This window comes from Actinoallomurus oryzae (genome assembly GCF_039541955.1).
Lineage (GTDB): Bacteria > Actinomycetota > Actinomycetes > Streptosporangiales > Streptosporangiaceae > Actinoallomurus > Actinoallomurus oryzae.
On the sequence record NZ_BAABHF010000007.1, the window covers coordinates 16,984 to 38,900 of the forward strand.

A 21,917-nucleotide genomic window follows, 5' to 3' on the forward strand; every position below is an offset into this window, starting at 1 on the left:
TCCATCGTGGGTTCGGCCTCGGTGGGCGCGTCACGCTCGTGCGTCCGACCGCAGCGACAGACTGGGACAACGCATCGTGAACGAAATCCCGAAGATCCCCGCCTCGACGTCCGCGGCCGCCGCCCTTCGCGACGCGATCGGCGGCCCGGTCCACCTCATCGGCGATGACACCTACGACGAGGCGCGTCTTCCGTGGCGGCGCCTGACCGATCCCCGCCCCGCGCTGGTGGCCGACGCGACCGGTCCGGACGACGTGCGAACCATTCTGCTGACCGCGCGCGAGCACGACCTGCCCCTGGTCGTCCAGTCGACCGGGCACGGCACCATCCGGTCCTACGAGGGCGGCGTCATGCTCAGGACCTCGCTGATGAAGGGCGTCGAGGTGGACCCGGAGCGGCGGATCGCGCGGGCCGGGGCCGGGGCCGTGTGGGGCGACGTGCTGGCCGCCTGCTCGCCGTACGGATTGATGCCGCTGTCGGGTACCGCGCTGTCGGTCGGAGTCGTCGGATACACCCTGGGCGGCGGCGCGGGAATGCTGTCGCGGGCGTACGGCTTCGCCGCCGACAGCGTCGTACGCGCCGAGGTGGTGACCGCGGAAGGCAAGACGCTGGTCGCCGACGCCGAGGAGAACCCCGATCTGTTCTGGGCGCTGCGGGGCGGCGGCGGCAACTTCGGCGTGGTCACGTCCCTGGAGTTCCGGCTCCACCCGGTCGCCGAGGTCTATGGAGGCATGGCGATGTTCGACATCGCCCGTGCCGAGCAGACGATCGCCTGCTACCGGGAGTGGGCGCCCGAGCAGCCGGACGAGCTGAGCACGGCCATCGTCTTGTTGCAGATGCCGGACTCACCGCAGCTTCCGGAACCGATGCGCGGCATGAGAGCACTCGGCCTCCGGGCCGTCCACACGGGAGAGGCCGACGAGGCCGAGCGCCTGCTCGCACCGTTGCGCGAGGCAGCCGGGCAGCCGATCGCGTATCCGTTCCGGACGATGCCCTGCGCGGACATGACCACGGAGATCTTCGGCCCGCCGCCGCCACCGATGGTCGTGGAGAGCAGCGTCGATCTGGCCCATGAGCTGTCCGACGAGCTGATCGACGCCTCGGTCGCCGCGGTCGTGGCGGACGGGGAGGTGTCCGCCGTCGAACTGCGGTACTGGGGCGGTGCGATGGCCCGGCCGCCGGCCGGCGCCGGGCCGGTGGGCCACCGCGACGTGCCGTTCTCCGTGCTCGGGGGCAGCGCTCCCGCCGTCGACCGCGACCAGGGCGCGGAGGCCAAGGCCGCCGTCGATGCCTTCTCCGCCGCCATTCGGCCGCACGTCACGGGCGGCGCCTTCCTGAACTTCCTCGAGGATCCGGACAAGACGGCCACGGCGTACAGCGCCGAGGAGTATCGCCGTCTGGCCGCCGTGAAGCGGACGTATGACCCGGACAACGTCTTCAGCGGCAACCACAACATCCCTCCGGCCTCCTAGCCGGTACCTGTCTCGAAGTCCCCCGTCCGCAGCGGGTGCCGCCTGGGCGCCGCGCCGTAGGGCGGGGCTTCGGGAAGGGCACTGACGTTCCCGCACAGCGATGTCGCCGGCCGGGCCCCTGCGGGCCGGCCGGCGACATGGGCGATGCTCAGCGGCTTCCGGTGCGGTGCTCGGCGGTGAGTTCCTCGAGCAGGGGAACGATGTCGTTGGGCGCGGGAAGGCCGAGCGTCTCCCGGCGCAGGTGCCGTGCGGCCTGCGCGAAGGATGGTTCGTCCAGCAGCCGGGCGACACGGCGGCCGAACTCCTTCGGGTCGATGTTCCGCGCGTCGCCGACGCGCAGCCCGGCGCCGCTGTCCTGGACGCGCTGCGCGAGGTGCGCGGTGTCCCACTGGCCCTCGGGGACGATGACCTGCGGTACCGCGTGGCTGACGGCCGTGCCGAAGGTCTTCACGCCGCCGTGGTGGATGATCGCCGAGCAGGTGGGAAGCACGGCGTTCAGCGGGACGAAGTCGACCACCCTGACGTTGTCCGGGAGGTCGCTCATGGTCTTCCGCTGCTCCTCGCTGAGCGCGGCGACCACCTCGACGTCGAGTGCGGCGACGGCCGAGAGGATGTCGCCGAGCCGCGCGCCGCCGCCCCACATGTCCCGGTAGGACAGCCCGAGGGTGAAGCAGACACGCTTGCGGCTCGGCCGCTCCCGCAGCCATTCCGGCACGACGGACCGGCCGTTGTAGGGCACGAAGCGTACCGGCACGTAGTGGAGATCGACCGGCAGGCGCATCGACGGCGGCGTCGAGTCGATCGTCCACTGACCGGTGACCACCTCCTCGTCGAAGGTCGCGCCATGCCGTTCCAGACAACGCGTAAGCCATTCCCGGAGCGGGTCGTGCCGCTCCGCGGCGGGGGGTCGGCCGAGCATTTCGACGAATCGGGCGTGCATGTTCGCCATCAGGTCGAGGCCGGTGATCAACCTGGCATGGGCGGCTCCGCAGGCGCGCGCCGCAACCGCCCCGCCGAAGGTGAACGTGTCCCAGATCACCAGGTCCGGTTCCCAGAAGCGGGAAAAGCCGACCAAGTCGTCGATCATGGAGTCCGGAGAGCAGTTCTGGAAGACGAAGGGAGTCATCGTGCCGAAGACCTTCGACACGTATTCCCAGGTCAGTTTCTCCGGGCGCAGCTCGTTCATGTCCAGCCCGGCCTCACCGGCCTTCTCGGCATCCATGACCTGCTCTTGGTCGAGGTTCTCGTTGATCTCCTGGACCTGCTGGGCGAGGTCGTGGGTCTCGCCCACCGGCACCGCCGTGAGGCCGGTCCCGGTGATCGTGTCCGTGAGATCCGGCTGGCTTGCGACTCTCACATCGTGACCCGCGGTATGCAACGCCCACGCCATTGTGACCATATTCTGCAAATGACTCGCCGCGGCGAATGTCACGAACAAGACTCGCATCTGCACTCCTTGTGCCGACGAGGGTGTGTCCCGAGAGTCTAGAAGGCGGTGCTGAGGGCCCGGTGGAGTGTGAATTGAGGATCCATCGAGCCGGGATCGGTCCGGCATAGGGTGGACACCGCCGATTTCACCAAGCCGAACGCGACGGCGTTGTTCCTGCAAGTGAGTTGTACGTCATCTGCCAGTAACGGATGGCAGCATCGGCGCCATGGACTATGCGTTCCAGGCGGAGGGCCTGGTCAAGACATTCGGTGAGACGACCGCGCTGGCGGGCGTCGACCTCGCCGCGCGGCCGGGCACGGTGCTCGGGGTGCTCGGACCGAATGGCGCGGGCAAGACGACGGCCGTCCGAATATTGGCCACACTGCTGCAGCCCGACAGTGGTCGTGCGACGGTGCGCGGATACGACGTCGTACGGGACGCACCGCGGGTGCGGGAACTGATCGGTCTCACCGGTCAGTACGCGTCGGTCGACGAGGACCTCACCGGAAAAGAAAACCTCGTTCTCATCGGGCAACTGCTCAATTTCCGTAAGAAGCAGGCGCAGGAGCGCGCGGCCGAGATGCTGCGGCGATTCGAGCTGACCGACGCGGCCGACCAGAAGGTCACCGGCTACTCCGGAGGAATGCGGCGCCGCCTCGACCTGGCCGCGAGTCTCATGGGCCGGCCCTCCGTCATCTATCTCGACGAGCCGACCACCGGCCTCGACCCGGGCAAGCGCGGTGAGGTCTGGCGCATGATCCGTTCGATGACCGACGGGGGCGGCGCCGTGCTGCTCACCACCCAGTACCTGGAAGAGGCCGACGCGCTTGCCGACGACATCGTCGTCATCGACCACGGAAAGGTCATCGCGCGAGGTACGGCCGCCGAACTCAAGGCGCGCGTGGGCGGCCAGACCATCTCCGTGCGTCCCAAGGACCAGGACCGGCTGCGGGAGGTGTCGGAAATCATCGGCGCGGTGGCCGGGCGTCCGGCCGAGACGCGTGGCCGGGACCTCGTGACCGTGCAGGTGGACGGCGACGCCGCGCTCAACGAGACGGTCCGCAGGCTGGAGGCGGCGGAGATCGGCGTCACCGAGCTCTCGCTGCGCCTGCCCAGCCTCGACGAGGTGTTCTTCGCGCTCACCGGCCGCCACACCGATGAGCACGACAAGGCACAGGAAGAAGAAGAGGAGAACGCGGCGTGAGTGACACCACGATGCCGTCCACGGCGTCCGACGAGGGCTCCTGGGAGCGGAGCGACGTGCTGCCGCGCCGGCGGAACGCCGTTGTCTGGCACAGCCTCGCGCTCGCCAAGCGCAACCTGATCAAGATCAAACGGAATCCGATCAGCATCAGCGACGCGGTGATCGCACCGGTCACCTTCCTCATCATCTTCGTGTACATGTTCGGCGGCGCCGTCTCCGGCTCGACCCACGCGTATCTGCAGTTCACGACCCCGGCGATCCTTGTCCTGTCGGCGATCACGGCGGGAATGATCGCCACCGGGGTGAACCTGTCCATCGACATCAAGAAGGGGATTTTCGACCGGTTCCGCAGCATGCCGATCAGCCGTTCGGCTCCGCTGATCGGTTCGGTCCTGGCCGATGTGGTCCGTTACCTCGTCGCCATGATCACCCTTCTGGTCTTCGGATATGTGATCGGCTTTCGGATCCAGACCAACCCGTGGTACACGCTGGCCGCCGCCGCGCTGACCATCCTGTTCGGCATGAGTCTGAGCTGGGTCTGGGTGTTGCTGGGGATGGTCATCAAGGAGACGGCCTCGGTGCAGACCATCATCGCGCTGAGCATCTTCCCCCTGGCCTTCGGGACCGACATGGTGGCGCCGACGAAGACGCTGCCGGGCTGGCTCCAGGCATGGGCGAAGATCAATCCGGTCGGCCACACGATGGCGGCGTGCCGCGGCCTGCTGATCGGCGGCGAGATCGCCACTCCGCTCATCAAGTCGTTGCTGTGGTCGGTGGGCCTGATCGTCGTCTTCGCCCCGCTCGCGGTGCTGGCCTACCGCCGCCGCACCTGACCGTTCGCCGGAGGACGAACCGATGGCGAGGCCGGGGCGGCCATCTCGGAGAGGTGGTGCCCCGGCCTTCTCGCCGTCCCGGCCGCCGGAGCTCGGCGGCCGGATCGTCAGACCACGTGCACGTCGGGCACGTAGAGGATCCAGCGGCCACCCGCCTGCCGGAACGCCTGCTCCTTCGCCATGATCTCTTCGGCGTGGTTCCAGGCGAACAGCAGAGCGTAGTCCGGGTACGGGTCGGCGAAGGCCGCCGGCGGCCGTACCGGGATGTGCCGTCCGGGCGTCAGCCGGTTCTGCTTGGCCGGCGTCGTGTCGCACATGAACGGCACCAGGGCCGGGCCGATCCCGCAGAAGTTGGTCACCGTCGCGCTCTTGGCGGTCGCGCCGTACCCGACGACGCGGCGTCCTTCCGCGCGCAGGCCGCTCAGCAGCGTCACCAGCTCGTCCTTGATCGTGATGACGTTCGAGGCGAACGCTCGGAGGGTCGCGCGGTCGGTCAGCCTCTGCTCGCGTTCGTCGGCCAGCAGCCGGGCGACGGCCGCCGACGGCTCGCGCGCACCGGCCCGCGCGAGGGTGTACCGCACCTCGCCCCCGTGTACGGGCAGTCGCCGCACGTCCACCAGCTCGAACCCGAACCGCAGGGCCATCGCCTGCACGGAGCCGACCGAGAACAGGAAGAAGTGCTCGTCGTAGATCTGGTCGAACGCCGTCTTGGTCACGACGTCGCCGAGATAGGGATCCTCGAACACGAACACGCCGTGCGGCGCGAGCAGCGCGTCGACGCCCCGGAAGATCGAGTCCAGGTAGGGGATATGGCACAGGGTGTTCGCCGCGTAGATCACGTCGGCGGGTCCCTCCGCGGCGCGCACGGCCGCGGCGGTGGCCTCTTCGAAGAAGTCGGTGCGGACGTTAACGCCCTCCGCGCGGGCCACCTCCGCCACGCCCGCCGAGGGCTCGAAGCCCAGATGCCGGACCCCCGCGTCCTTGACGGTCTTCAGCATGATCCCGTCGTTGCAGCCGATCTCCACGATGAACGGATCGGCCGCCTCCGTACGGAGGAAGTCGCGGGCGATCTCGGTGAAGTGCTCCCGCATGACGGACGAGCCCGAGGAGTGGTACGGGTAGTCCTCGTGGAACATCAGCTGCCGGGGTACCTCCTCGACCAGCTGGACCATGGTGCACGACGCGCACTGCCCGACGGCGAGACGGTAGGAGAACTCATCGGCGAGTTCGCCGGGCTCGACGAATCGGTCGGACAGCGGCTGGCGGCCCAGGTCGAGGAACTCGGCGACCTCGCCGCCGCATACCCGGCAGGCTGATGCCGTCTCGCCGGCCAGATCGGTCATGGTGGGCTCCTTCACGATGAGTACGCGGCCTCGTCCGCGCTCCGGTCCTCGAGGGCGGCGCGGCGATCAGAGATCCGTGATCACCTCGCGCAGCGCGCTGATCACCTTGTCCTGGCGGTCGAGTGGCAGCGACGGGTACATGGGCAGCGAGAAGATCTCGTCGGCCAGACGCTCGGTGACCGGCAGCGAGCCCTTGGCGTACCCGAGCTCGGCGAACCCGGTCATGGTGTGCACCGGCCACGGATAGCTGATGTTCAGTGAGATGTCGTAGCGCTCGAGCCGCTCGATGATCTCGTCGCGGCGTGGGTGCCGCACGACGTACAGGTAGTAGACGTGCTCGTTCCCCTCCGCCACGACCGGCAGCGTCAGGCCGCCGGGGGCGGTGAGGTCGCCGAGGCCCTCCGCGTACCGGCGTGCCACCGCCCGGCGGCCCGCGACGTAGGCGTCGAGGCGGCGCAGCTTGCGGCGGAGGATCTCCGCCTGCACCTCGTCGAGACGGCTGTTGTGGCCCGGCGTCCTGACGACGTAGTACCTCTTGCCCATCCCGTAGTACCGCAGCTGCCGGACGTTCCGGTCGACGCTCTCATCGTCGGTGACGATCGCTCCCCCGTCGCCGTACCCTCCCAGCACCTTCGTCGGGTAGAAGGAGAACGCGGCCGCGTCGCCCACGGTGCCGGCCATCCGGCCGTTCCTGCGGGCGCCGTGCGCCTGCGCGCAGTCTTCGAGGATGGCCAGACCGTGCTCGGCGGCGAGCCGTTCGAGCGGGGCCAGGTCGACGCACTGCCCGTACAGGTGCACCGGGAGCAGGGCCTTGGTGCGCGGAGTGATCGCGCCCGCCACCTGGTCCGTGTCCATCAGGTAGTCGTCCTCGCGGATGTCGACGAAGACCGGGGTGGCGCCGGCGCCGTCGATGGCGACCACGGTGGGGGCGGCGGTGTTGGAAACGGTGATCACTTCGTCTCCGGGTCCCACGCCGAGCGCCTCGAGCCCGAGCTTGACCGCGTTGGTGCCGTTGTCGACCCCGGCGCAGTGCGCGATCCCGTGGTAGGCGGCGAATTCCGCTTCGAAGCCTTGTACGCTCTTTCCGAGAATCAGCTGACCGGACTCGAACACCGTTGTGACGGCGTCGAGAAGATCCGCCTTTTCCTGCTCGTACTCCGGAAGATAATCCCACACACGAGTCGTCATGCGCCTCACCGTGACATCTCTGTGGATTGCGGTACACCCTTTGCGTTGCCGGTTTTTTGGGAGCGGGCCGCCCACGTGCTCATGTAGTTGTTGTCCCGCTCGATATCGAGTGCCTGTGCGCTCAGGAAGTCCACGCCGTCGACATAGGTGTACGGCTGCATGAACCCGCCGGCGCGGACGTCGCGGTAGAGGCGGGCCAGCGGATGGGCCGCCGTGTACGACGCGCCGCCGACGAGGGTGAGGCAGTCGTTGACGATCGCCGGCGCCGTCTGGTTGACCGCCAGCTTGGCGCACTGGAAGGCCCGCATCATCCGTCGGCCGCGCTCGTCGGGATCCCCGCCGAGATCGGCCCCGACGGCATCGGCCGTGGTCAGCGCGGCGCCCACCGTGGCGCGCAGCCCGTACAGCCGGGAGTCGATCTCCGCGACGAGGGTCCGGCTCGCGGCCGGCGGCGCCGCGCCACGGCGCGTCAGGGCGGCGATCGTCGTGTCGCGGGCGGCCTGGGCGACGCCGACGTAGATTCCCAGCATCGCGACCGAGCTCACCGTCTGCCCGGCGAGAACCGCGTCGTTCCGCGCCCCCACCAGGTCACGGATCAGGACGTCCTCGGCCGGGATCCGGCATCGGTCGAAGACGATGTCCACCGTGCCGGAGGCGCGCATGCCGAGACCGTCCCAGTTGTCCAGCACGGTGAGGCCCGGATTGTCGCGAGAGACGACGGGGGAGACCAGTCTCGGCGGCTCGCCCGCCACGTCGGTCTGCGCGTTGATCACGAAGTGCGTGGCGATCGGCCCCATGCTCACCAGCGTCTTGCGGCCGGACAGCAGCCATCCGCCCGTCCCGTCGGACGACAGTGTCGTCACGGCCGTGTGGTGGTCCTTGATCCCGGAGCACACCGCCGCCTCGCCGGCGGCCATCTGCCGCAGCAGCCGCTCGGCCAGGGCCCGGGCCTGCGGGCCGCCGTGCCGCCACTCGTAGGAGAGGGTGATGCCCCGGCTGAACTGCATGTGCAGCGCGAGTGCCGTCGAGGCGTCGGCATGGGCGACGGCCAGGAGCGCGGTCGCCACGTCGTACAGCCGGTCGACGCCCAGACCGCCCAGTTCGGCCGGGACCGTCGCGCCCATCAGCCCGTCCGCCCGGAGCGCGTCGAACGTCTCGACGGGGAACACGCCGTCGCGATCGTTCTTCGCGGCGGTGGAGCGTATCCGCGGCAGGTGCCCGCCGAGCCGGTCGAGTAGCGCGCGGCCCGCGGGGGTGACCGGCCCGTGGAGTCCGACTGTCGCGTCCTGGCGTGCCGTCCGTATGGACATGGCGTGCTCCGTATTCTTCCCGTCGGTGGTGACCCCCGGACCGCCGCCGGTGACCGACAATTGCGCCGCCAATACGCGGTCCTACGCTGATTCGACACCTGTTCCTCGCGCATCGTGGCACGGGAGCGTCAGGTGCGGCACCTCCTGAATTGCGCTACCTGCCGTCCTGCCATCGGGCGCATGTCATCCCTATGACATTCGCCGCCACGCGTCGTTTCTTCGGCCGCCGGCGATCGCCGCGAACGATGCGGGTTCTGGCGAGAGACCGGGGTTTCCAAGTCGCCGCGACTTTTCTTATATTCGGTTCGGACGGTGAAAGGAAGCACAGTGACGTCATCGGTTGAGCAGGGGCCCGGCAGGTACGCCCGGTGAGCGCGGGTGGGAGCCTGCTGGCCATCAGCGACCTGCACACCGCGTACGAGGAGAACCGCAAGATCATCTCTGGCCTGCGGCCCGGGTCCGATGAGGACTGGCTGATCGTCGCCGGTGACGTGGGGGAGACGTTCGCCGACATCGAGTGGGTGCTGGGGCTGCTGAGCGAGCGTTTCGCCAAGGTGATCTGGACGCCGGGCAACCACGAGTTGTGGACGCCGCAGTCGGATCCGGTGCGGCTGCGGGGCGAGCACCGCTACCGGCGTCTGGTGGAGGTCTGCCGCGGCATGGGCGTCGTCACGCCCGAGGATCCGTACCCGGTCTGGCGCGGCGAGGGCGGGCCGGTCACGGTCGCGCCGCTGTTCGTGCTGTACGACTACAGCTTCCGGGTTCCGGGCGTCACCTCCAAGAAGGAGGCGCTCGAGCAGGCGTACGAGGCCGGCGTGGTGTGCACCGACGAGTTCCTCCTACATCCGGATCCGCACCCGAGCCGTGAGGCGTGGTGTCAGGTGCGGATCGCCGAGACCGAGTCCCTTCTCGCCGCGCGGGACACGTCGCTGCCGACCGTCCTGGTGAGCCACTTCCCGCTGGTCCGCGACCCCACGCTGGTGCTGCGCCATCCGGAGTTCGCGCTGTGGTGCGGCACGGAGCGCACCGCCGACTGGCACCGGCGTTACAACGCCGTCGCCGCCGTCTACGGGCACCTGCACATTCCGCGGACCACCTGGTACGACGGGGTCCGCTTCGAGGAGGTCTCGCTCGGCTACCCGCGTGAGTGGAAGCGCCGGCACGGGCTCGCCGGGCGGTTCCGCCGCATCCTGCCCGCCGGAACGACGCCGTGATCGAGCGGATACTGCCGCCGGAGGTGGCGTCGGCGGAGGCGTTCGACGACCGGGAGGCCGTCGCCCTCTTCCCCGAGGAGGAGGCCGTCGTGGCGCGCGCGGTGGACAAGCGCCGCCGGGAGTTCGCCACGGCCCGCGGGTGCGCCCGCCGGGCCCTGGCCGTTCTCGGCCTGCCGCCCGTGCCGATCGTGCCCGGTGAGCGCGGCGCCCCCGCCTGGCCCGCCGGCGTCGTCGGCAGCATGACCCACTGCGACGGCTACCGGGCGTCGGCGGTCGCGCGGGAGGAGCGGGTCCGTACGGTCGGGCTGGACGCCGAACCCAACGAGCCGCTGCCGGACGGCGTGCTGGAGGCCATCGCCACCCCTCCCGAGCGCGCCTGGCTCCAGCGGCGCGACGGGGACCGCGAGGGAGTCTGCTGGGACCGGCTGCTGTTCAGCGCCAAGGAGTCGATCTACAAGGCGTGGTTCCCGCTGACGCGCCGCTGGCTGAACTTCGAGGAGGCGGTCGTCACGCCCGACCCCGAGGCGGGCACCTTCTCCTCGCGCCTGCTCGTTCCCGGGCCGGTCGTCGACGGCCGTGCGCTGACCGGCTTCACCGGCCGCTGGCTCGTGAGCCGCGGGCTGGTCGCGACCGCCATCACCGTCCCCTCCCGGCCCGGCCCTCCTCGGTGAGCGTCCGCGGCACGACCTCGGTCCCGAACCGGTCCAGCAGCACGATGTCCTCCGGTACGCACGCCGGCATCGTCACGGTGACCTGCTGCGCGGCGACCGGCTCCCGGCGATCCGGCCCGGGCGGACAGACCTCGTCGCCGATCGGGTGCGAAGCGACCTCGACCTCGACGGCGGTCCGGGCCCGGGCGGCGAGTTCGGCCTCCCAGCGGGCCAGCGTCGCCGGGTCGGTGACCGGGACACGCCGCAGCGCCGCGATGTCGGCGCCGCCGCCGGCGTGCCGCGGTACGCGCCTCACCGGGACGAGGAGCGGCGCCGGGTGGTACACGGACAGGCCGCGGCGAAGACGGTCGATCACGACCGGGTACGCGTCGGCGTGGAGCCTGACGTACACGACGACGCGCCCCTCGCGCTCGTCGAGCACGGTCTCCGCCACGGCCGGGTCCGCCTGGAGCACGCCGCGGACGTCCTCGGGCCGGATCCGCCCGGGCCGCCGCTCCGCGAGCTCGCCCAGAATCGCGAGATAGCGCCGTCCGAGGCCGGGGAGCTCCCCGGCGTCCGCCGCGGCGCCATCGCACGCGAGTTCCCCGCGCAGCCCGCCGTCCTGGGGCCACAGGATGAGCTTGAAGTCGATGCCGGCGTCGGGCGGCGGTTCGGTCAGGTGCCGCAGGGTCACGGACGGCCGCCGAGGCCGCAGGGCGAGGGGTTTGTCGAACGTCTGCAGCGCGAACACCGCCCCGAAGACGGGGTTGCGCCCGGGGCGCCGTGGCGGGGCCACGCCGGGCGGCAGCGCCTCGAAGGGGAGGCGGCCGTGGGCCATGGCCTCGCGGCGTTCGCGGTGTGTCACGGCGATCGCGTCCGGGAGAGTCCCGTCCAGCGCGAGCCGCAGCAGAAGCAGGTCGCGCGCGCCGCTCACGGTGTGCTCGTCCTCCGGATGCCAGCGGTTCCCGATCGGCACCGCGACCGTCACGTCCTCACAGCCCGTGACCTCCGCCAGCAGCGACCCGTAGGCGGCGAGGAGCACGGCGAAGGAGGTCGTCCCTTCCGCGGCGGCCCGCGCGCGCACCGCGTCCATGAGCCGTTCCGGCACCGCGATCGGGACGTGCCCGGCCTTCCCCGGGACACTCCCCACCTGGCCCGGCCCGTCCTGCGGGGCGCCGGGCCGTCCGCGCAGGGCCGCGGCGGAGGCGAGCCGGGTGGCCCAGTACTCCCGCGCGGCGGCCGCCTCCGGACCCGCGAGGTAGGCCCGTTCCCGTCTGACCTGCCGCCCCGACGAGGGTGCCTCCGGCAACGCGGGCGGCCGGCCCGCCTCGGCGGCGTCGTACAGCGTGCCCAGCTCTTCGAGCAGGAGCGCCAGCGACATGCCGTCCACGGCGAGCGTGTGCACGGTGAGCGCCAGGAGATGCGCCGCCGGTCCGCGGCGCACGAGCGCGGCGGTGAGCAGCGGCGGCCGGCCGGGGTCCGGTCGCGGTGGATGCCGCGGCTCATCGCCGTCGAAACACGGGACCGGGACCGGCATGGGCGGGTGCACCAGCCGGACACGCCCCCCGCCGACGCGCGGATAGGCGACGCGGAGTGCGTCGTGCCGTGCGACGAGCGCGGTCAACGCCGCCTGGAGCGCGGCGAGGTCGAGCGGTCCGGTGATCTCGAATATCAGCGTGCGGGTGGCGCTCGGTTCCCCGGCGTACTCGACCCGGCCGCGCTCGATCAGCAACGCCGGCGCGAGCCGTTCACCGCCGGCGAGGAGGGACATCAGGCCCTCCCGCGCGGGCCGGAGCACGGAGCGTACGTCGGCGGCGGGCACGTCCGGAGGGGCGAGGAAGCACAGACCGTCGCCGTCGGCCCACACCTCGACACCGCGGTCCACGAGTTCGCGGACACGCTCGGCCACCGCCGGCGGGAGCTCAGACACGACCGGCCTGCCAGGCGGTGTCGTCCTCCGGGGACCCGCCGGACGCCAGGGCCTCGGCGAGGTCGGCGGCCAGCATCGCCACGCTGGCGCCGTCGAGCACGCGATGCAGCGGGATCGTGACGCCGAAACCGCCGGCGAGGGCGTTGCGCAACTGCGTCGCCATGATCGAGTCGACGCCCATCGCGGGCAGCGGCTCGTCGTCGTCCAGGTCCGCCTCCGTCCCGCCGACGATGGACAGGAGCATCCCGCGTATCTCGGCCGCCAGCCGTCGGCGCGCGTCGTCGGGGGTCATCTCCCGCAGCGTCTCCAGCACCGCGGTGCGCGGTGCCGCGGCCGATGGCGTGGCCCGCCGGGCCGATCCGAGCCGGGCGAGCACCTCGGCCGAGGTGCGCCGGAGGACGACGCCGTGCGCGGACGCGACGACCGCGCCGTCGGCGTCGAGCACCTGAACGCGTCCGCGCACCTCCCGCTCGCCCCGGTGCTCGATGCCGGCGCGCGCCCACAGCGGCCGGGACGGCGCGGCCGGGTCGAGCCCGGCAAGGCCGAGTCCGGCCAGGCGCATGAACAGCAGGAGGCCCGCCGAAGCCGGGGTGAGCGCGTTGAACAACTGCATGCAGGCATCGAGCACGCCGGGGTCGAAGCCGGCGGCGAAGGCGGTGTCCGGCCGCGCCCGCAGGCGGGCGAGCATCGTGTCGTCGTCGACGCGCCACAGGCGGTCGACGAGCGCCACCCGCGGGCCCAGGTCGAGGCCGCGTTCGGAGCGCAGTTCCCGGTAGAGGTCTTCGCCGGCACGCTGGTCGACCGCCGTCTCGGCGAGCCGCGTCAGGTCGTGGCGTTCGGTGGCCGACCGCGGCCGCCCGCGTACGACGGCGTTCGCGTGCTCGCACCAGCGCCCCCCGCTGCCGGTCTCGCGTTCCAGCGCGGAGATTCGTACCTCGAGGTCGCCGGACGCCTCGGTGCGGGCGACGGTGTGCAGCGTCCGCTCGGTGTCCTCGGGCACCACGAGTGCCTCGGTGATCGTGAGGTTCTCCAGCTCCAGCGGTCCGCGGACGTCCAGCCGGCGAGCGCACGCCGCGACGATCTCGGCGTAGACGCCGACGTGCACGAGCCCGGCGGTGTCGGCCAGGAAGGGCTGCCGGTCGTGGCCGAAAACGGTCTCGAACTGCGCGTCGGAGGCCGGGGAGAGCAGCCGCCGGCCCGGCAGCGTGCCGTCCTGCCCGCCGCCCGGGCGCGCGACCCGCTCCAGCCCGTCCAGCCACAGCCTGCGGCGCTCGAAGGGGTAGGTCGGCAGCACGCGGCGGCGTCGTTCCCGGCCGTGGTCGAGTGCGGCCAGGTCGACCGGCACGCCGAGGGTGTAGAGCGTCCCGAGGCCCGTCAGCCAGTGCCGTACGTCGTCTCGCTCTCGCCTCAGGGACGAGATCCACGAGGCGTCCTCGGGCGCCCCGCGCAACCCCGCACCGGTGAGGGTACGGTCCGGGCCGATCTCGACGAAGCAGGTGATCCCGTCGGCGAGCAACGTCCGCACGCCGTCCCAGTACCGTACGGGCTCGCGCATGTGCCGGCGCCAGCGGTGAGCGTCTCGCAGATCGTGGTCACCGGCGAGCGCCCCGGTGAGATTGTCGGCGAACGGCAGGGACGGATCGCCGATCGGCACCTGCTCGACCAGCTTCTCGAACCGGTCGAGCACGGGATCGACGAGGCGTGAGTGGAACGCGTGCGCGATCGGGAGCCGACGCGTCGTGACCTGGCGGCCGGCGAACACCTCCGCCATCTCCTCGACCGCCTCCGCGGCGCCGGACAGCACCGTCTCCTCGGACCCGTTGTACGCGGCGATCTCGACTCGTCCGCCGTGCTCGGTCACGACCTGCTCGACCTCGCCGGGCGGTGCGAACACCGCGAGCATCGCCCCCTCGCCCTCCGGCAGGGTGCCCACCAGGCGCCCGCGTTCGACGCACAGGCGAAGCCCGTCCTCCCGGCCCAGCGCTCCCGCGGCGCACGCGGCGGCGTACTCGCCCAGGCTGTGGCCGGCGACCGCCTCGGGGGTGACGCCGGCCGAGGCCCACAGCCGGGTGAGTGCGTCCTGGACGGCGAACAGCGCCGGTTGCGCCACCGCGGCGTCCATGAGGGGCCGGCCGTCGCCGCCGGTGTCTCGCGGGTAGAGGAGGTCGATGAGGGAGCGGCCGGACAGCGGGCCCGCGGCGGCGTCGCTCTCCTCGATCGCCGCGCGGTACACGGGCTCGTGGTCGAACAGGGCACGGCCCATGCCGACGCGCGCGGCCCCCTGACCGGAGTACAGGAACGCGACCCGTGGCGGTCGCGGCGCGGCGGCACGGTGGATGCCCGCGCCGGTGGCGGCCACATTCGCCAGGCCGTCCGCCAGCTCGGCGGTGGTCCTCGCCACCAGGGCCGCGCGCCAGAGCCGGTGACTGCGTCCGGTGTTCGCGGTGTGGCAGGTGTCCGCCGGCGTCGCGGTGGCGTCCTCCCGCAGGTGGCCGGCGTAGCGTCCGGCGAGCGTGCGCAGCGCGTCCGCACTGTTCGCCGAGAGGGCGAGCAGGTGCGCGGGCCGGTCGGGCACCTCCACCGGCCGGATCCGTTCGCGTGGTGCCTGCTCCACGAGCACGTGGACGTTCGTACCGCTGAAGCCGAACGCGCTCACCCCGGCCACCCGGGTGCGGTCCGGCGGGGCCCATCCGATCGCCGCGGGGGGAATGCGCGCCGGGAAGGCGTCCAGCCCGAGCGCCGGGTTGAGCTCGCCGACCGGCTGGCCCGGCACCTCCCCGTGCCGTACGCACAGCACGGCCTTGATGAACCCGGCGATGCCGGCCGCGGCTTCGGCGTGGCCCATCACCGCCTTGGCGGAGCCGAGCAGGAGCGGCCGGTCGGCGGGACGCGATCGTCCGACCACGGATCCGACCGCCGCGACCTCGATCGGATCGCCGACCGCGGTCCCCGTGCCGTGGCACTCGACGTAGCCCACGTCGAGCGGGTCAAGACCGGCGTCGGACAGGGCGGCCCGGATCACCTCGGCCTGCGCCCGCTGGCTCGGCACCGTGATGCCGCTCGACCGTCCGTCCTGGTTGACGGCGCTGCCGCGGATGACGGCGAGCACCTCGTCGCCGTCGGACCGCGCGTCGGACAACCGCTTGAGCACGACCATTCCGCACCCCTCGGCCCGGCCGTAGCCCTCCGCGCCGGCGTCGAAGGTCCGGCTCCGTCCGTCGGCGGAGAGCGCGTGCATGCGCGCGAGCACGGTCGAGAGTTCGGGGAGGAGGACGAGGTTCACGCCGCCCGCCAGGGCGAGGTCGGACTCGCCGCCGCGCAGTTGCCGTACGGCGTGATGGACGGCGAGGAGGGACGAGGAGCAGGCCGACTCCACCGCCAGCGCCGGGCCGCGCAGGTCGAGCAGGTACGACAGTCGTCCGGCGGCCATGCTGAGCATGCCGCCGGTGAACGCGTACGGGCTCAGCCGGGCGGGATCCGCCTGGAACTGGCGGTGCAGATAGTCGGGGCTGATGATCCCGGTGAACACGGCGGTGTTCGTCCCGGCGAGCCGGTCGGGAGACTGGCCGGCGCGTTCCAGCGCCTCCCAGGAGACCTCGAGCAGCAGGCGGTGCTGGGGGTCCATCGCCGCGGCCTCGGTCGGGGTGAGGCCGAAGAAGGGGGCGTCGAACGCGTCGATGCCCTCCAGCAGCGCGGCCCGCGGGTCCTCCCGGCGTTCGGTGGCGCGGGAGTCCGGGTCGGCGGGCGGCGTACGGCCGGCTTCGCGGTCGGCGATCGCCATGAGCGGCACCGGTTCGGCCTTCCGCAGGACGTGCCAGAACGCCTCGGGCGTGTCGGCTCCGCCGGGGAACCGGCACGCCATCCCGATGACCGCGATCGGCTCATGGGCGCTCGCCATATTTCATCTCCTCGCTTGCGGGCCGTTATGTGCGCCGAGGGTGTTTTTATTCATGGCTTTATCTGTTATGTATAACACATGTGCGGATTCATCCCTGATGAGCTCGTCGCCGCGATGTGATAACCGCGCGAGTGGCCGGAATTGGACCCAAGTGTTTAGTCCGGAAATCTTGACATCGGATTTATAAGGGGTTCCTTCATGTCCGTATCCAAGTCAGAGATCGTCGAGATGCTGCGCGCGAGAGGGGATGCACAGGCGCAGCTGTTCCACGAGGCGCGCCGGCAGCGAGCGGCGGCCCACGGCGACGGCGCGCTGCTGCGCGGCGTCGTCGAAGTCACCAACCTGTGCCGGGTGAACTGCGACTACTGTCCGATGAGGAAGGACAACACCCCCGCGAACTCGATTTTCGTCCTCGACGAGGACCAGATCATGGCCCGGGCGCGGGCCGTCCACGCGGCCGGAATCGACGTCGTCTTCCTCCAGGCGGGAGAGATACCCAAGACCACGGGCATCGTGGGAAGGGTCATCCCGCGGATCCGTGAGCTGTTCGACGACCGGGTGGAGATACTGCTCAATCTCGGCGGCAAGAAGCGGTCGGAGTACGCCTATCTCAAGGACCAGGGAGCGACCAGCTACATTCTCAAGCACGAGACCGCGAATCCCGAGCTGCACGCCGAACTCCGCTACGAGTCCCTCGCGGACCGGCTGAAGTACATGGAGGACCTGCTCGACCTCGGGTACAAGGTCGGCACCGGTGCCATCGTCGGCCTTCCCGGCCAGAGGCTTGACGATCTCGCCGATGACATCCTGCTCGCCCAGCGCCTCGGCGTGCACATGGCGAGCGTGGCGCCGTTCGTGCCCGCGCCGCGGACGCCCCTGGAGAACCACCCGCACGGCGACGTCGACGTGGCGCTCAACATGATCGCGGCAATGCGGCTGGTGCGGCCGGACTGGCTGATCCCGTCCGTGAGCGCCCTGGAGAAGACGCGGCCGGGCGGCCAGGTCCAGGGCTTCCAGGCCGGGGCCAACGTCATGACGATCAACTTCTCCGACGCGAAGCACACGGACAGATACCTGATCTACGGCAAGGACCGGTTCGTGGTCCGGAGCGCGCACGCGGCCGAGACGCTGTCCCGCGCCGGCCTCACGGCCATGGGCTCGCCGTTCGTCGCCGCGCGCTCCGCGGGGCGGCTCGGCGACGCACGGCAGGCGCCGGCGACGAGCGAGCTCGCGTGAGCGCCGGCCCGGACGTCACGGAGGCCGGCCGGCCCGCGATCATCATGGGCGACCGGTGTCTCTCCTACGGCGAGCTCGACGGCCAGGTGACGCGGCTGGCGCACGCGCTGCGGTCCTGGATGCGTCCCGGTGAGCGCCTCTGCCTGCTCCTCGAGACCTGCCCCGAATACCTCGTCACCTGCCTCGCGGCCGCGCGCGCCGGCATCGACTACACGCCGGTGAACGTGCAGCTGACCCCGGCCGAGGCGGCGTACATCATCAACGACAGCGGCGCACGCGTGGTCGTCGCCTCCGCGGGGGCCGCGTCCCTGGCCGCCGCGGTCGTCGAGCTGACTCCGCAGGTTCGCGAGCGGCTGGTGGTCGGTGGCCCGCTCGACGGCCACCTGCCCTTCGAGCGCGCCCTCGACGCGCGCCCGGCGGATCCGTTCGTCACGCCGGCCCCGGGCCGGGCGGTCGTCTACTCGTCGGGGACGACCGGGCGGCCCAAGGGCATACTGCCCGCCCGGCCGCCCGCGGCTGACGCGCGCGACTGGTTCGAGTCGCTGCTGTCCGGCCACCTGGGTGTCACGCCGGACAGCGTCACCCTCACTCCCGGCCCGCTGTACCACGGCGCACCGCTGCGGTGGTCACTGGCCACGCTGGGGCTGGGGGCGACGCTCGTCCTGCTGCCGCGATTCGAACGGCGCGTCCTCCTGGAGACGATCGAACGCCACGGCGTCACGCAGGTGCAGCTCGTGCCCGCCATGATGCTGCGGGTGCTGAAGCTGCCGCCCGAGGTGCGGGCCGGGTACGACCTGTCCACCCTGGTGGCGGTGATGCACACGGCGGCGCCCTGCCCACGCGAGGTGAAGGCCGCGTGGATCGACTGGCTGGGCGAGCTGGTGTGGGACGTCTACACCTGCTCGGAGGGGTTCGGCCACGTGCTGATCAGCGCCGCGGAGTGGCGCGAGCGGCCCGGTTCCGTGGGACGGCCGGTCGACTGCGAGATCCACGCCTGTGACGCCGACGGGAACGTCCTGCCACCGGGGAAAGAAGGCGTGCTGTGGTACTCGGGCGAGCGCGGCGCGCCCGTTACCCGGCCCATCCGTTACCACGACGCTCCGGAGAAGACCGCGGCTCTGTACGACGACCGTGGCTGGGCCACGGTCGGGGACATCGGCCACGTCGACGAGCACGGCTACGTCCATCTCACCGACCGCGGCGCGGACGTCATCGTCGCGGGCGGCGTGAACATCTATCCGCGCGAGACGGAGGACGCGCTCCTCGCGCATCCGGCCGTGGCGGACGCGGCGGTCATCGGCGCACCGGATCCGCTCATGGGCGAGCGGGTGCGCGCGGTCGTCGAGCCGGTCGACCCGGCGCTGGCGGGGCCGCGGCTCGCCGCCGACCTGCTCGCCTTCTGCCGCACGCGGATCGCCGGGTTCAAGTGCCCCCGCGACCTGGAGTTCGTCGATCGGCTCCCGCGCGGCGCGGACGGGAAACTGCGCAGGCAACTGCTGCGCGACGCCCATCGGGCGGCGGCGACGCGGAACCCGGCCCCCGGCGCCGGCCTCATCGCCGGGCCTGTGGACGTCGGCGGTCCGGCGGCGATGACTCCAGGGGAGTGACATGCATCTCGAAGAACGCAAGCACCGGGTGGTCGAGCTCCTGGCGGACGGCCGGCTGCGGGCGGCGCGTGACCTGGCCTGGCGTGCCAAGGACGAGTATCCGCGCCGGCGTGCGCTGGCCGCCGCGTGGGTGGCCGAGACCCTGTGCCGGCTCGACGAGCCCGAGACCGCGCTCGCGGTGCTGCGCGAGGCGGTCGACGCGGGAGTCTGGTGGTGGGAGCAGATCCTCCGGGTCAACCCACCGCTGACACCGATTCACGGGCGGCCGGAGTTCGAGGAGATCGTCGTTCGCGCGGAGGCGCTCCGCGAGCGCGGCAGGTCCGACGTCGCGCCCATCATCTACCGGCCGGACTCCGCACCGGCCGGTGTGCTCGTCCCGCTGCACGGCCGGTCGGACCACCACCTGAGCTTCGCGAGGCGGTGGGAGCCCGCGCGTAAGGCGGGATTCCTCGTCGTCGTGCCCCACAGCCAGGAGGCCACCACGTCCGACGGCGACATCGGCTGGATCGACGAGGCCATGGCACGGCGGCAGATCGTCACGATCCACTCGCGGTTGGCGGACGGGGAGCGGCGACTGCCCGTCGTTCTGGCCGGATACTCGCAGGGCGCGCGGATCGCGGCCGGCTGGAGCCTGACCGGCATCCTGCCGGAGGTCGCCGGCTTCGTGACGCTCTGCCCGCCCGACGACCGCATGCCCGCCGTCACCGGCCGGAACCGCGCGGCGGCCGCTCCCCGGATCCGCGGGTACGTCCTCACCGGTGAGCACGACGACGACCGGCCCGGCGCCGAACGGTTCGCCGCGGAGCTCACGGCGAACCGGATCCCGGTCGTGCTCGACGTCATGTCCGGCATGGGCCACGGATATCCGCCGGACTTCGGCGAACGGCTTTGCCGCGCCGTGTCATTCGTCATCGGAGACGGGGCGCCGGAATCAGGGACGGGGGACTCACCGCGCGCCGCCGTTCAGGGCGAGATGGCCGACGGAACGTAGATTGGCGGCGATGGCATGGCAGACCCACTGGTGCACGTCCTCCACGTGCCCGTAGTCGTCGTGGTCGACGGCGACGACCACGTCCGCGTCCGCGGCCAGCCGGGCGGTGGGCCTGCCGGTCAGCGCGACGACCCTCCCGCCGCGCGTCCGGGTCTCTCTCACGGCCCGGAGGACGTTGGGCGACTCCCCGCTGACGCTGATCGCGATGAGCAGGTCGCCGCGGGAGAGGCTCTGCCGCAGGGGAACGGCGAATGAGTCCTCATAGGAGTAGTCGTTGCTGGTGGCCGTCGTCAGCGACACCAGGTCGGCGAGCGGCCAGACCTTCGCCTGGTCGGCGAAGGTGCAGTCGGTCGATACGGCGGACCGGATATCTGTCGCGAGATGGGACGCGGTGGCCGCGCTGCCGCCGTTCCCGACGGTGAAGATATTGCGCCCCTCGTGTAGCGCGACCCACAATTCTGACACAATGGAGCCTAGCGTTTCAAGATTAACCTCCTGAATCAGCTCGACAAACTCAGAACGCCGTCGCGAAGTTACCCGCATCACATGCGGGAGGTCCGGCCCGGGCGGTTCAGTGCCAACAAGCATCGATTGGATCCTCCCGGCTTGCACGCCATCTTGTATGGAACTCGCATGCGGTGTTGTAATCATGCCAGAGCCATGGCACTCGAATACAGCTTCCTTGACGGAGATGTGGAGGCGTGATATGCGCGTGGCGGTGACGGGGGCGGCCGGCACCATCGGCCGAGCGGTGGCACAAGAGCTGCACGGCCTGAACATGGAGACGGTGCTCATCGACACCACGCCTCACCAGCCGGACGTCAAGCGCGCCGATATGACCGAGGCCTGGGCGGTCCGCGAATGCCTGCAAAATTGCGATGCCGTGGTTCACCTGAGCGGATTGGGTACCCCCGACCGGGCCTGGAAGGACCAATTCCTGGCCGCCCGGCACGCCATGAACGCGAATATCACATCGGGTGCGAACGTTTTCGCTGCCGCCTGCGAGCTCGGCATAAGACGCGTGGTGTGGGCGTCGAGCGAAACGGTTCTCGGGGCGCCGTTCACGAGCGAGCGTCCGCCGGTCGTCCTGCCTTTGACGGAACGCGCTCCGATCCGGGCGCACACGCCCTACGCGATGTCCAAGGCGACACTGGAATCGTTGGCCCACCAGTTCGGTGGTTCCTCGCGGACCGAATTCGTCGGGCTTCGCTTCTCCATCGTCCTCGGCCCGGCCGACTACCGGAGGCTGCTGCCCCAGATCGCCGACGATCCCCGGTCCGGCCTGTGGAATCTCTGGAGCTACGTCGACATCCGCGACACGGTCCGGGCCTGTCTTCTGGCGCTCGAGGCGGAGACCGGCCGGGAATCGGCGGTCTGCAACATCGCCGCCGAGGACACCCTCTCGACCGAGAAGACGAGGGTGCTGCTGGAGAAGTACCTGCCGGAGCTGGAGCCGCCGTCCGCGCCACCGGACGATCGGACGGCGCTGTTCCGCGGCGACCAGGCGCGGGAGCTGCTCGGGTGGGAGCCGCGGCATCGCTGGTCGTCGCCGTGATCCTCGCGAACGCGAGCCCGCACGACCGGTGACCGTTCAGGCGCCACCGCCCGACCCC

General features: G+C 71.2%; 16 protein-coding genes. 9 read left to right on the forward strand and 7 right to left on the reverse strand.

The window, feature by feature from the left end; translation table 11 throughout:
* Positions 1-76 precede the first annotated feature (76 nt).
* Positions 77-1,471 carry an FAD-binding oxidoreductase gene (locus ABEA10_RS01120; RefSeq protein ID WP_345456068.1) on the forward strand — a complete coding sequence of 465 codons (1,395 nt, stop codon included), beginning with the start codon at positions 77-79 and terminating at the stop codon, positions 1,469-1,471.
* Positions 1,472-1,619: 148 nt separating this feature from the next.
* On the opposite strand, the gene ABEA10_RS01125 is transcribed toward ABEA10_RS01120, so the two are convergent.
* Positions 1,620-3,026: an activator-dependent family glycosyltransferase gene (locus ABEA10_RS01125; RefSeq protein WP_345456070.1), complete on the reverse strand. Its 1,407-nt coding sequence runs from the start codon at positions 3,024-3,026 to the stop codon at positions 1,620-1,622.
* 100 nt (positions 3,027-3,126) lie between these two features.
* Between ABEA10_RS01125 and ABEA10_RS01130 the strand changes: the two genes are divergently transcribed.
* Complete coding sequence (locus tag ABEA10_RS01130) at positions 3,127-4,104, forward strand: ATP-binding cassette domain-containing protein (RefSeq protein WP_329241699.1); 978 nt, start codon at positions 3,127-3,129, stop codon at positions 4,102-4,104.
* Complete coding sequence (locus ABEA10_RS01135; RefSeq protein WP_345456077.1) at positions 4,101-4,937, forward strand: ABC transporter permease; 837 nt, start codon at positions 4,101-4,103, stop codon at positions 4,935-4,937. The genes ABEA10_RS01130 and ABEA10_RS01135 overlap by 4 nt, the downstream gene beginning before the upstream one ends.
* Before the next feature lie 107 nt (positions 4,938-5,044).
* On the opposite strand, the gene ABEA10_RS01140 is transcribed toward ABEA10_RS01135, so the two are convergent.
* The 3 genes from ABEA10_RS01140 to ABEA10_RS01150 all read right to left on the reverse strand — a co-directional run bounded on the left by ABEA10_RS01140 (position 5,045) and on the right by ABEA10_RS01150 (position 8,778).
* Positions 5,045-6,280 carry a methyltransferase domain-containing protein gene (locus ABEA10_RS01140; protein WP_345456079.1) on the reverse strand — a complete coding sequence of 412 codons (1,236 nt, stop codon included), beginning with the start codon at positions 6,278-6,280 and terminating at the stop codon, positions 5,045-5,047.
* A 66-nt stretch (positions 6,281-6,346) separates the two neighbouring features.
* Positions 6,347-7,468 (reverse strand): DegT/DnrJ/EryC1/StrS family aminotransferase, encoded by a 1,122-nt coding sequence (locus ABEA10_RS01145; protein ID WP_345456081.1) that lies wholly within the window; start codon positions 7,466-7,468, stop codon positions 6,347-6,349.
* A 5-nt stretch (positions 7,469-7,473) separates the two neighbouring features.
* Positions 7,474-8,778, reverse strand: a complete 1,305-nt coding sequence (locus tag ABEA10_RS01150; RefSeq protein WP_345456083.1) for an acyl-CoA dehydrogenase family protein — start codon at positions 8,776-8,778, stop codon at positions 7,474-7,476.
* 368 nt (positions 8,779-9,146) lie between these two features.
* On the opposite strand from ABEA10_RS01150, the gene ABEA10_RS01155 reads away from it, so the two are divergent.
* Positions 9,147-9,992: a metallophosphoesterase family protein gene (locus tag ABEA10_RS01155; RefSeq protein WP_345456085.1), complete on the forward strand. Its 846-nt coding sequence runs from the start codon at positions 9,147-9,149 to the stop codon at positions 9,990-9,992.
* A complete protein-coding gene (locus tag ABEA10_RS01160; protein WP_345456088.1) occupies positions 9,989-10,663 on the forward strand; it encodes a 4'-phosphopantetheinyl transferase family protein in 675 nt (224 codons plus the stop codon). Before ABEA10_RS01155 ends, ABEA10_RS01160 begins: the two co-directional genes overlap by 4 nt.
* Here ABEA10_RS01160 and ABEA10_RS01165 read toward each other — a convergent pair.
* Both ABEA10_RS01165 and ABEA10_RS01170 read right to left on the reverse strand, forming a co-directional pair.
* A complete protein-coding gene (locus tag ABEA10_RS01165; RefSeq protein WP_345456090.1) occupies positions 10,629-12,572 on the reverse strand; it encodes a condensation domain-containing protein in 1,944 nt (647 codons plus the stop codon). The two genes, ABEA10_RS01160 and ABEA10_RS01165, sit on opposite strands and share 35 nt — an antisense overlap.
* Complete coding sequence (locus tag ABEA10_RS01170; RefSeq protein WP_345456092.1) at positions 12,565-16,470, reverse strand: type I polyketide synthase; 3,906 nt, start codon at positions 16,468-16,470, stop codon at positions 12,565-12,567. The genes ABEA10_RS01165 and ABEA10_RS01170 overlap by 8 nt, the downstream gene beginning before the upstream one ends.
* A gap of 198 nt (positions 16,471-16,668) precedes the next feature.
* Here ABEA10_RS01170 and ABEA10_RS01175 point away from each other — a divergent pair, with 198 nt between their 5' ends.
* From ABEA10_RS01175 to ABEA10_RS01185, 3 genes are read left to right on the forward strand one after another with little or no spacing between them, the layout of a single operon-like run.
* Positions 16,669-17,706 carry a biotin synthase BioB gene (locus tag ABEA10_RS01175; protein ID WP_345456094.1) on the forward strand — a complete coding sequence of 346 codons (1,038 nt, stop codon included), beginning with the start codon at positions 16,669-16,671 and terminating at the stop codon, positions 17,704-17,706.
* Positions 17,703-19,313 (forward strand): AMP-binding protein, encoded by a 1,611-nt coding sequence (locus tag ABEA10_RS01180; protein ID WP_345456096.1) that lies wholly within the window; start codon positions 17,703-17,705, stop codon positions 19,311-19,313. The genes ABEA10_RS01175 and ABEA10_RS01180 overlap by 4 nt, the downstream gene beginning before the upstream one ends.
* Before the next feature lies 1 nt (position 19,314).
* On the forward strand, positions 19,315-20,304 hold the full coding sequence (locus ABEA10_RS01185) for an alpha/beta hydrolase (RefSeq protein WP_345456099.1): 990 nt from the start codon (positions 19,315-19,317) through the stop codon (positions 20,302-20,304).
* Here the strand turns inward: ABEA10_RS01185 and ABEA10_RS01190 are convergent.
* A complete protein-coding gene (locus tag ABEA10_RS01190) occupies positions 20,260-21,099 on the reverse strand; it encodes an SIS domain-containing protein (RefSeq protein WP_345456102.1) in 840 nt (279 codons plus the stop codon). The genes ABEA10_RS01185 and ABEA10_RS01190 overlap by 45 nt on opposite strands.
* On the opposite strand from ABEA10_RS01190, the gene ABEA10_RS01195 reads away from it, so the two are divergent.
* The gene (locus ABEA10_RS01195) at positions 20,996-21,859 is read left to right on the forward strand and encodes an NAD-dependent epimerase/dehydratase family protein (protein ID WP_345456313.1); all 864 of its coding nucleotides are present in this window, start codon (positions 20,996-20,998) and stop codon (positions 21,857-21,859) included. The two genes, ABEA10_RS01190 and ABEA10_RS01195, sit on opposite strands and share 104 nt — an antisense overlap.
* Positions 21,860-21,917 lie beyond the last annotated feature (58 nt).

Coding starts and splice junctions, on each gene's coding strand:
- ABEA10_RS01145 (WP_345456081.1), bottom strand. CDS start 7,468: ATGACGACTCGTGTGTGGGATTATCTTCCGGAGTACGAGCAGGAAAAG.
- ABEA10_RS01170 (WP_345456092.1), bottom strand. CDS start 16,470: ATGGCGAGCGCCCATGAGCCGATCGCGGTCATCGGGATGGCGTGCCGG.
- ABEA10_RS01130 (WP_329241699.1), top strand. CDS start 3,127: ATGGACTATGCGTTCCAGGCGGAGGGCCTGGTCAAGACATTCGGTGAG.
- ABEA10_RS01195 (WP_345456313.1), top strand. CDS start 20,996: ATGTGGAGGCGTGATATGCGCGTGGCGGTGACGGGGGCGGCCGGCACC.
- ABEA10_RS01190 (WP_345456102.1), bottom strand. CDS start 21,099: ATGAGCACCGTCTCCATGTTCAGGCCGTGCAGCTCTTGTGCCACCGCT.
- ABEA10_RS01185 (WP_345456099.1), top strand. CDS start 19,315: ATGCATCTCGAAGAACGCAAGCACCGGGTGGTCGAGCTCCTGGCGGAC.
- ABEA10_RS01140 (WP_345456079.1), bottom strand. CDS start 6,280: ATGACCGATCTGGCCGGCGAGACGGCATCAGCCTGCCGGGTATGCGGC.
- ABEA10_RS01175 (WP_345456094.1), top strand. CDS start 16,669: ATGTCCGTATCCAAGTCAGAGATCGTCGAGATGCTGCGCGCGAGAGGG.
- ABEA10_RS01125 (WP_345456070.1), bottom strand. CDS start 3,026: ATGCCGGACCGATCCCGGCTCGATGGATCCTCAATTCACACTCCACCG.
- ABEA10_RS01150 (WP_345456083.1), bottom strand. CDS start 8,778: ATGTCCATACGGACGGCACGCCAGGACGCGACAGTCGGACTCCACGGG.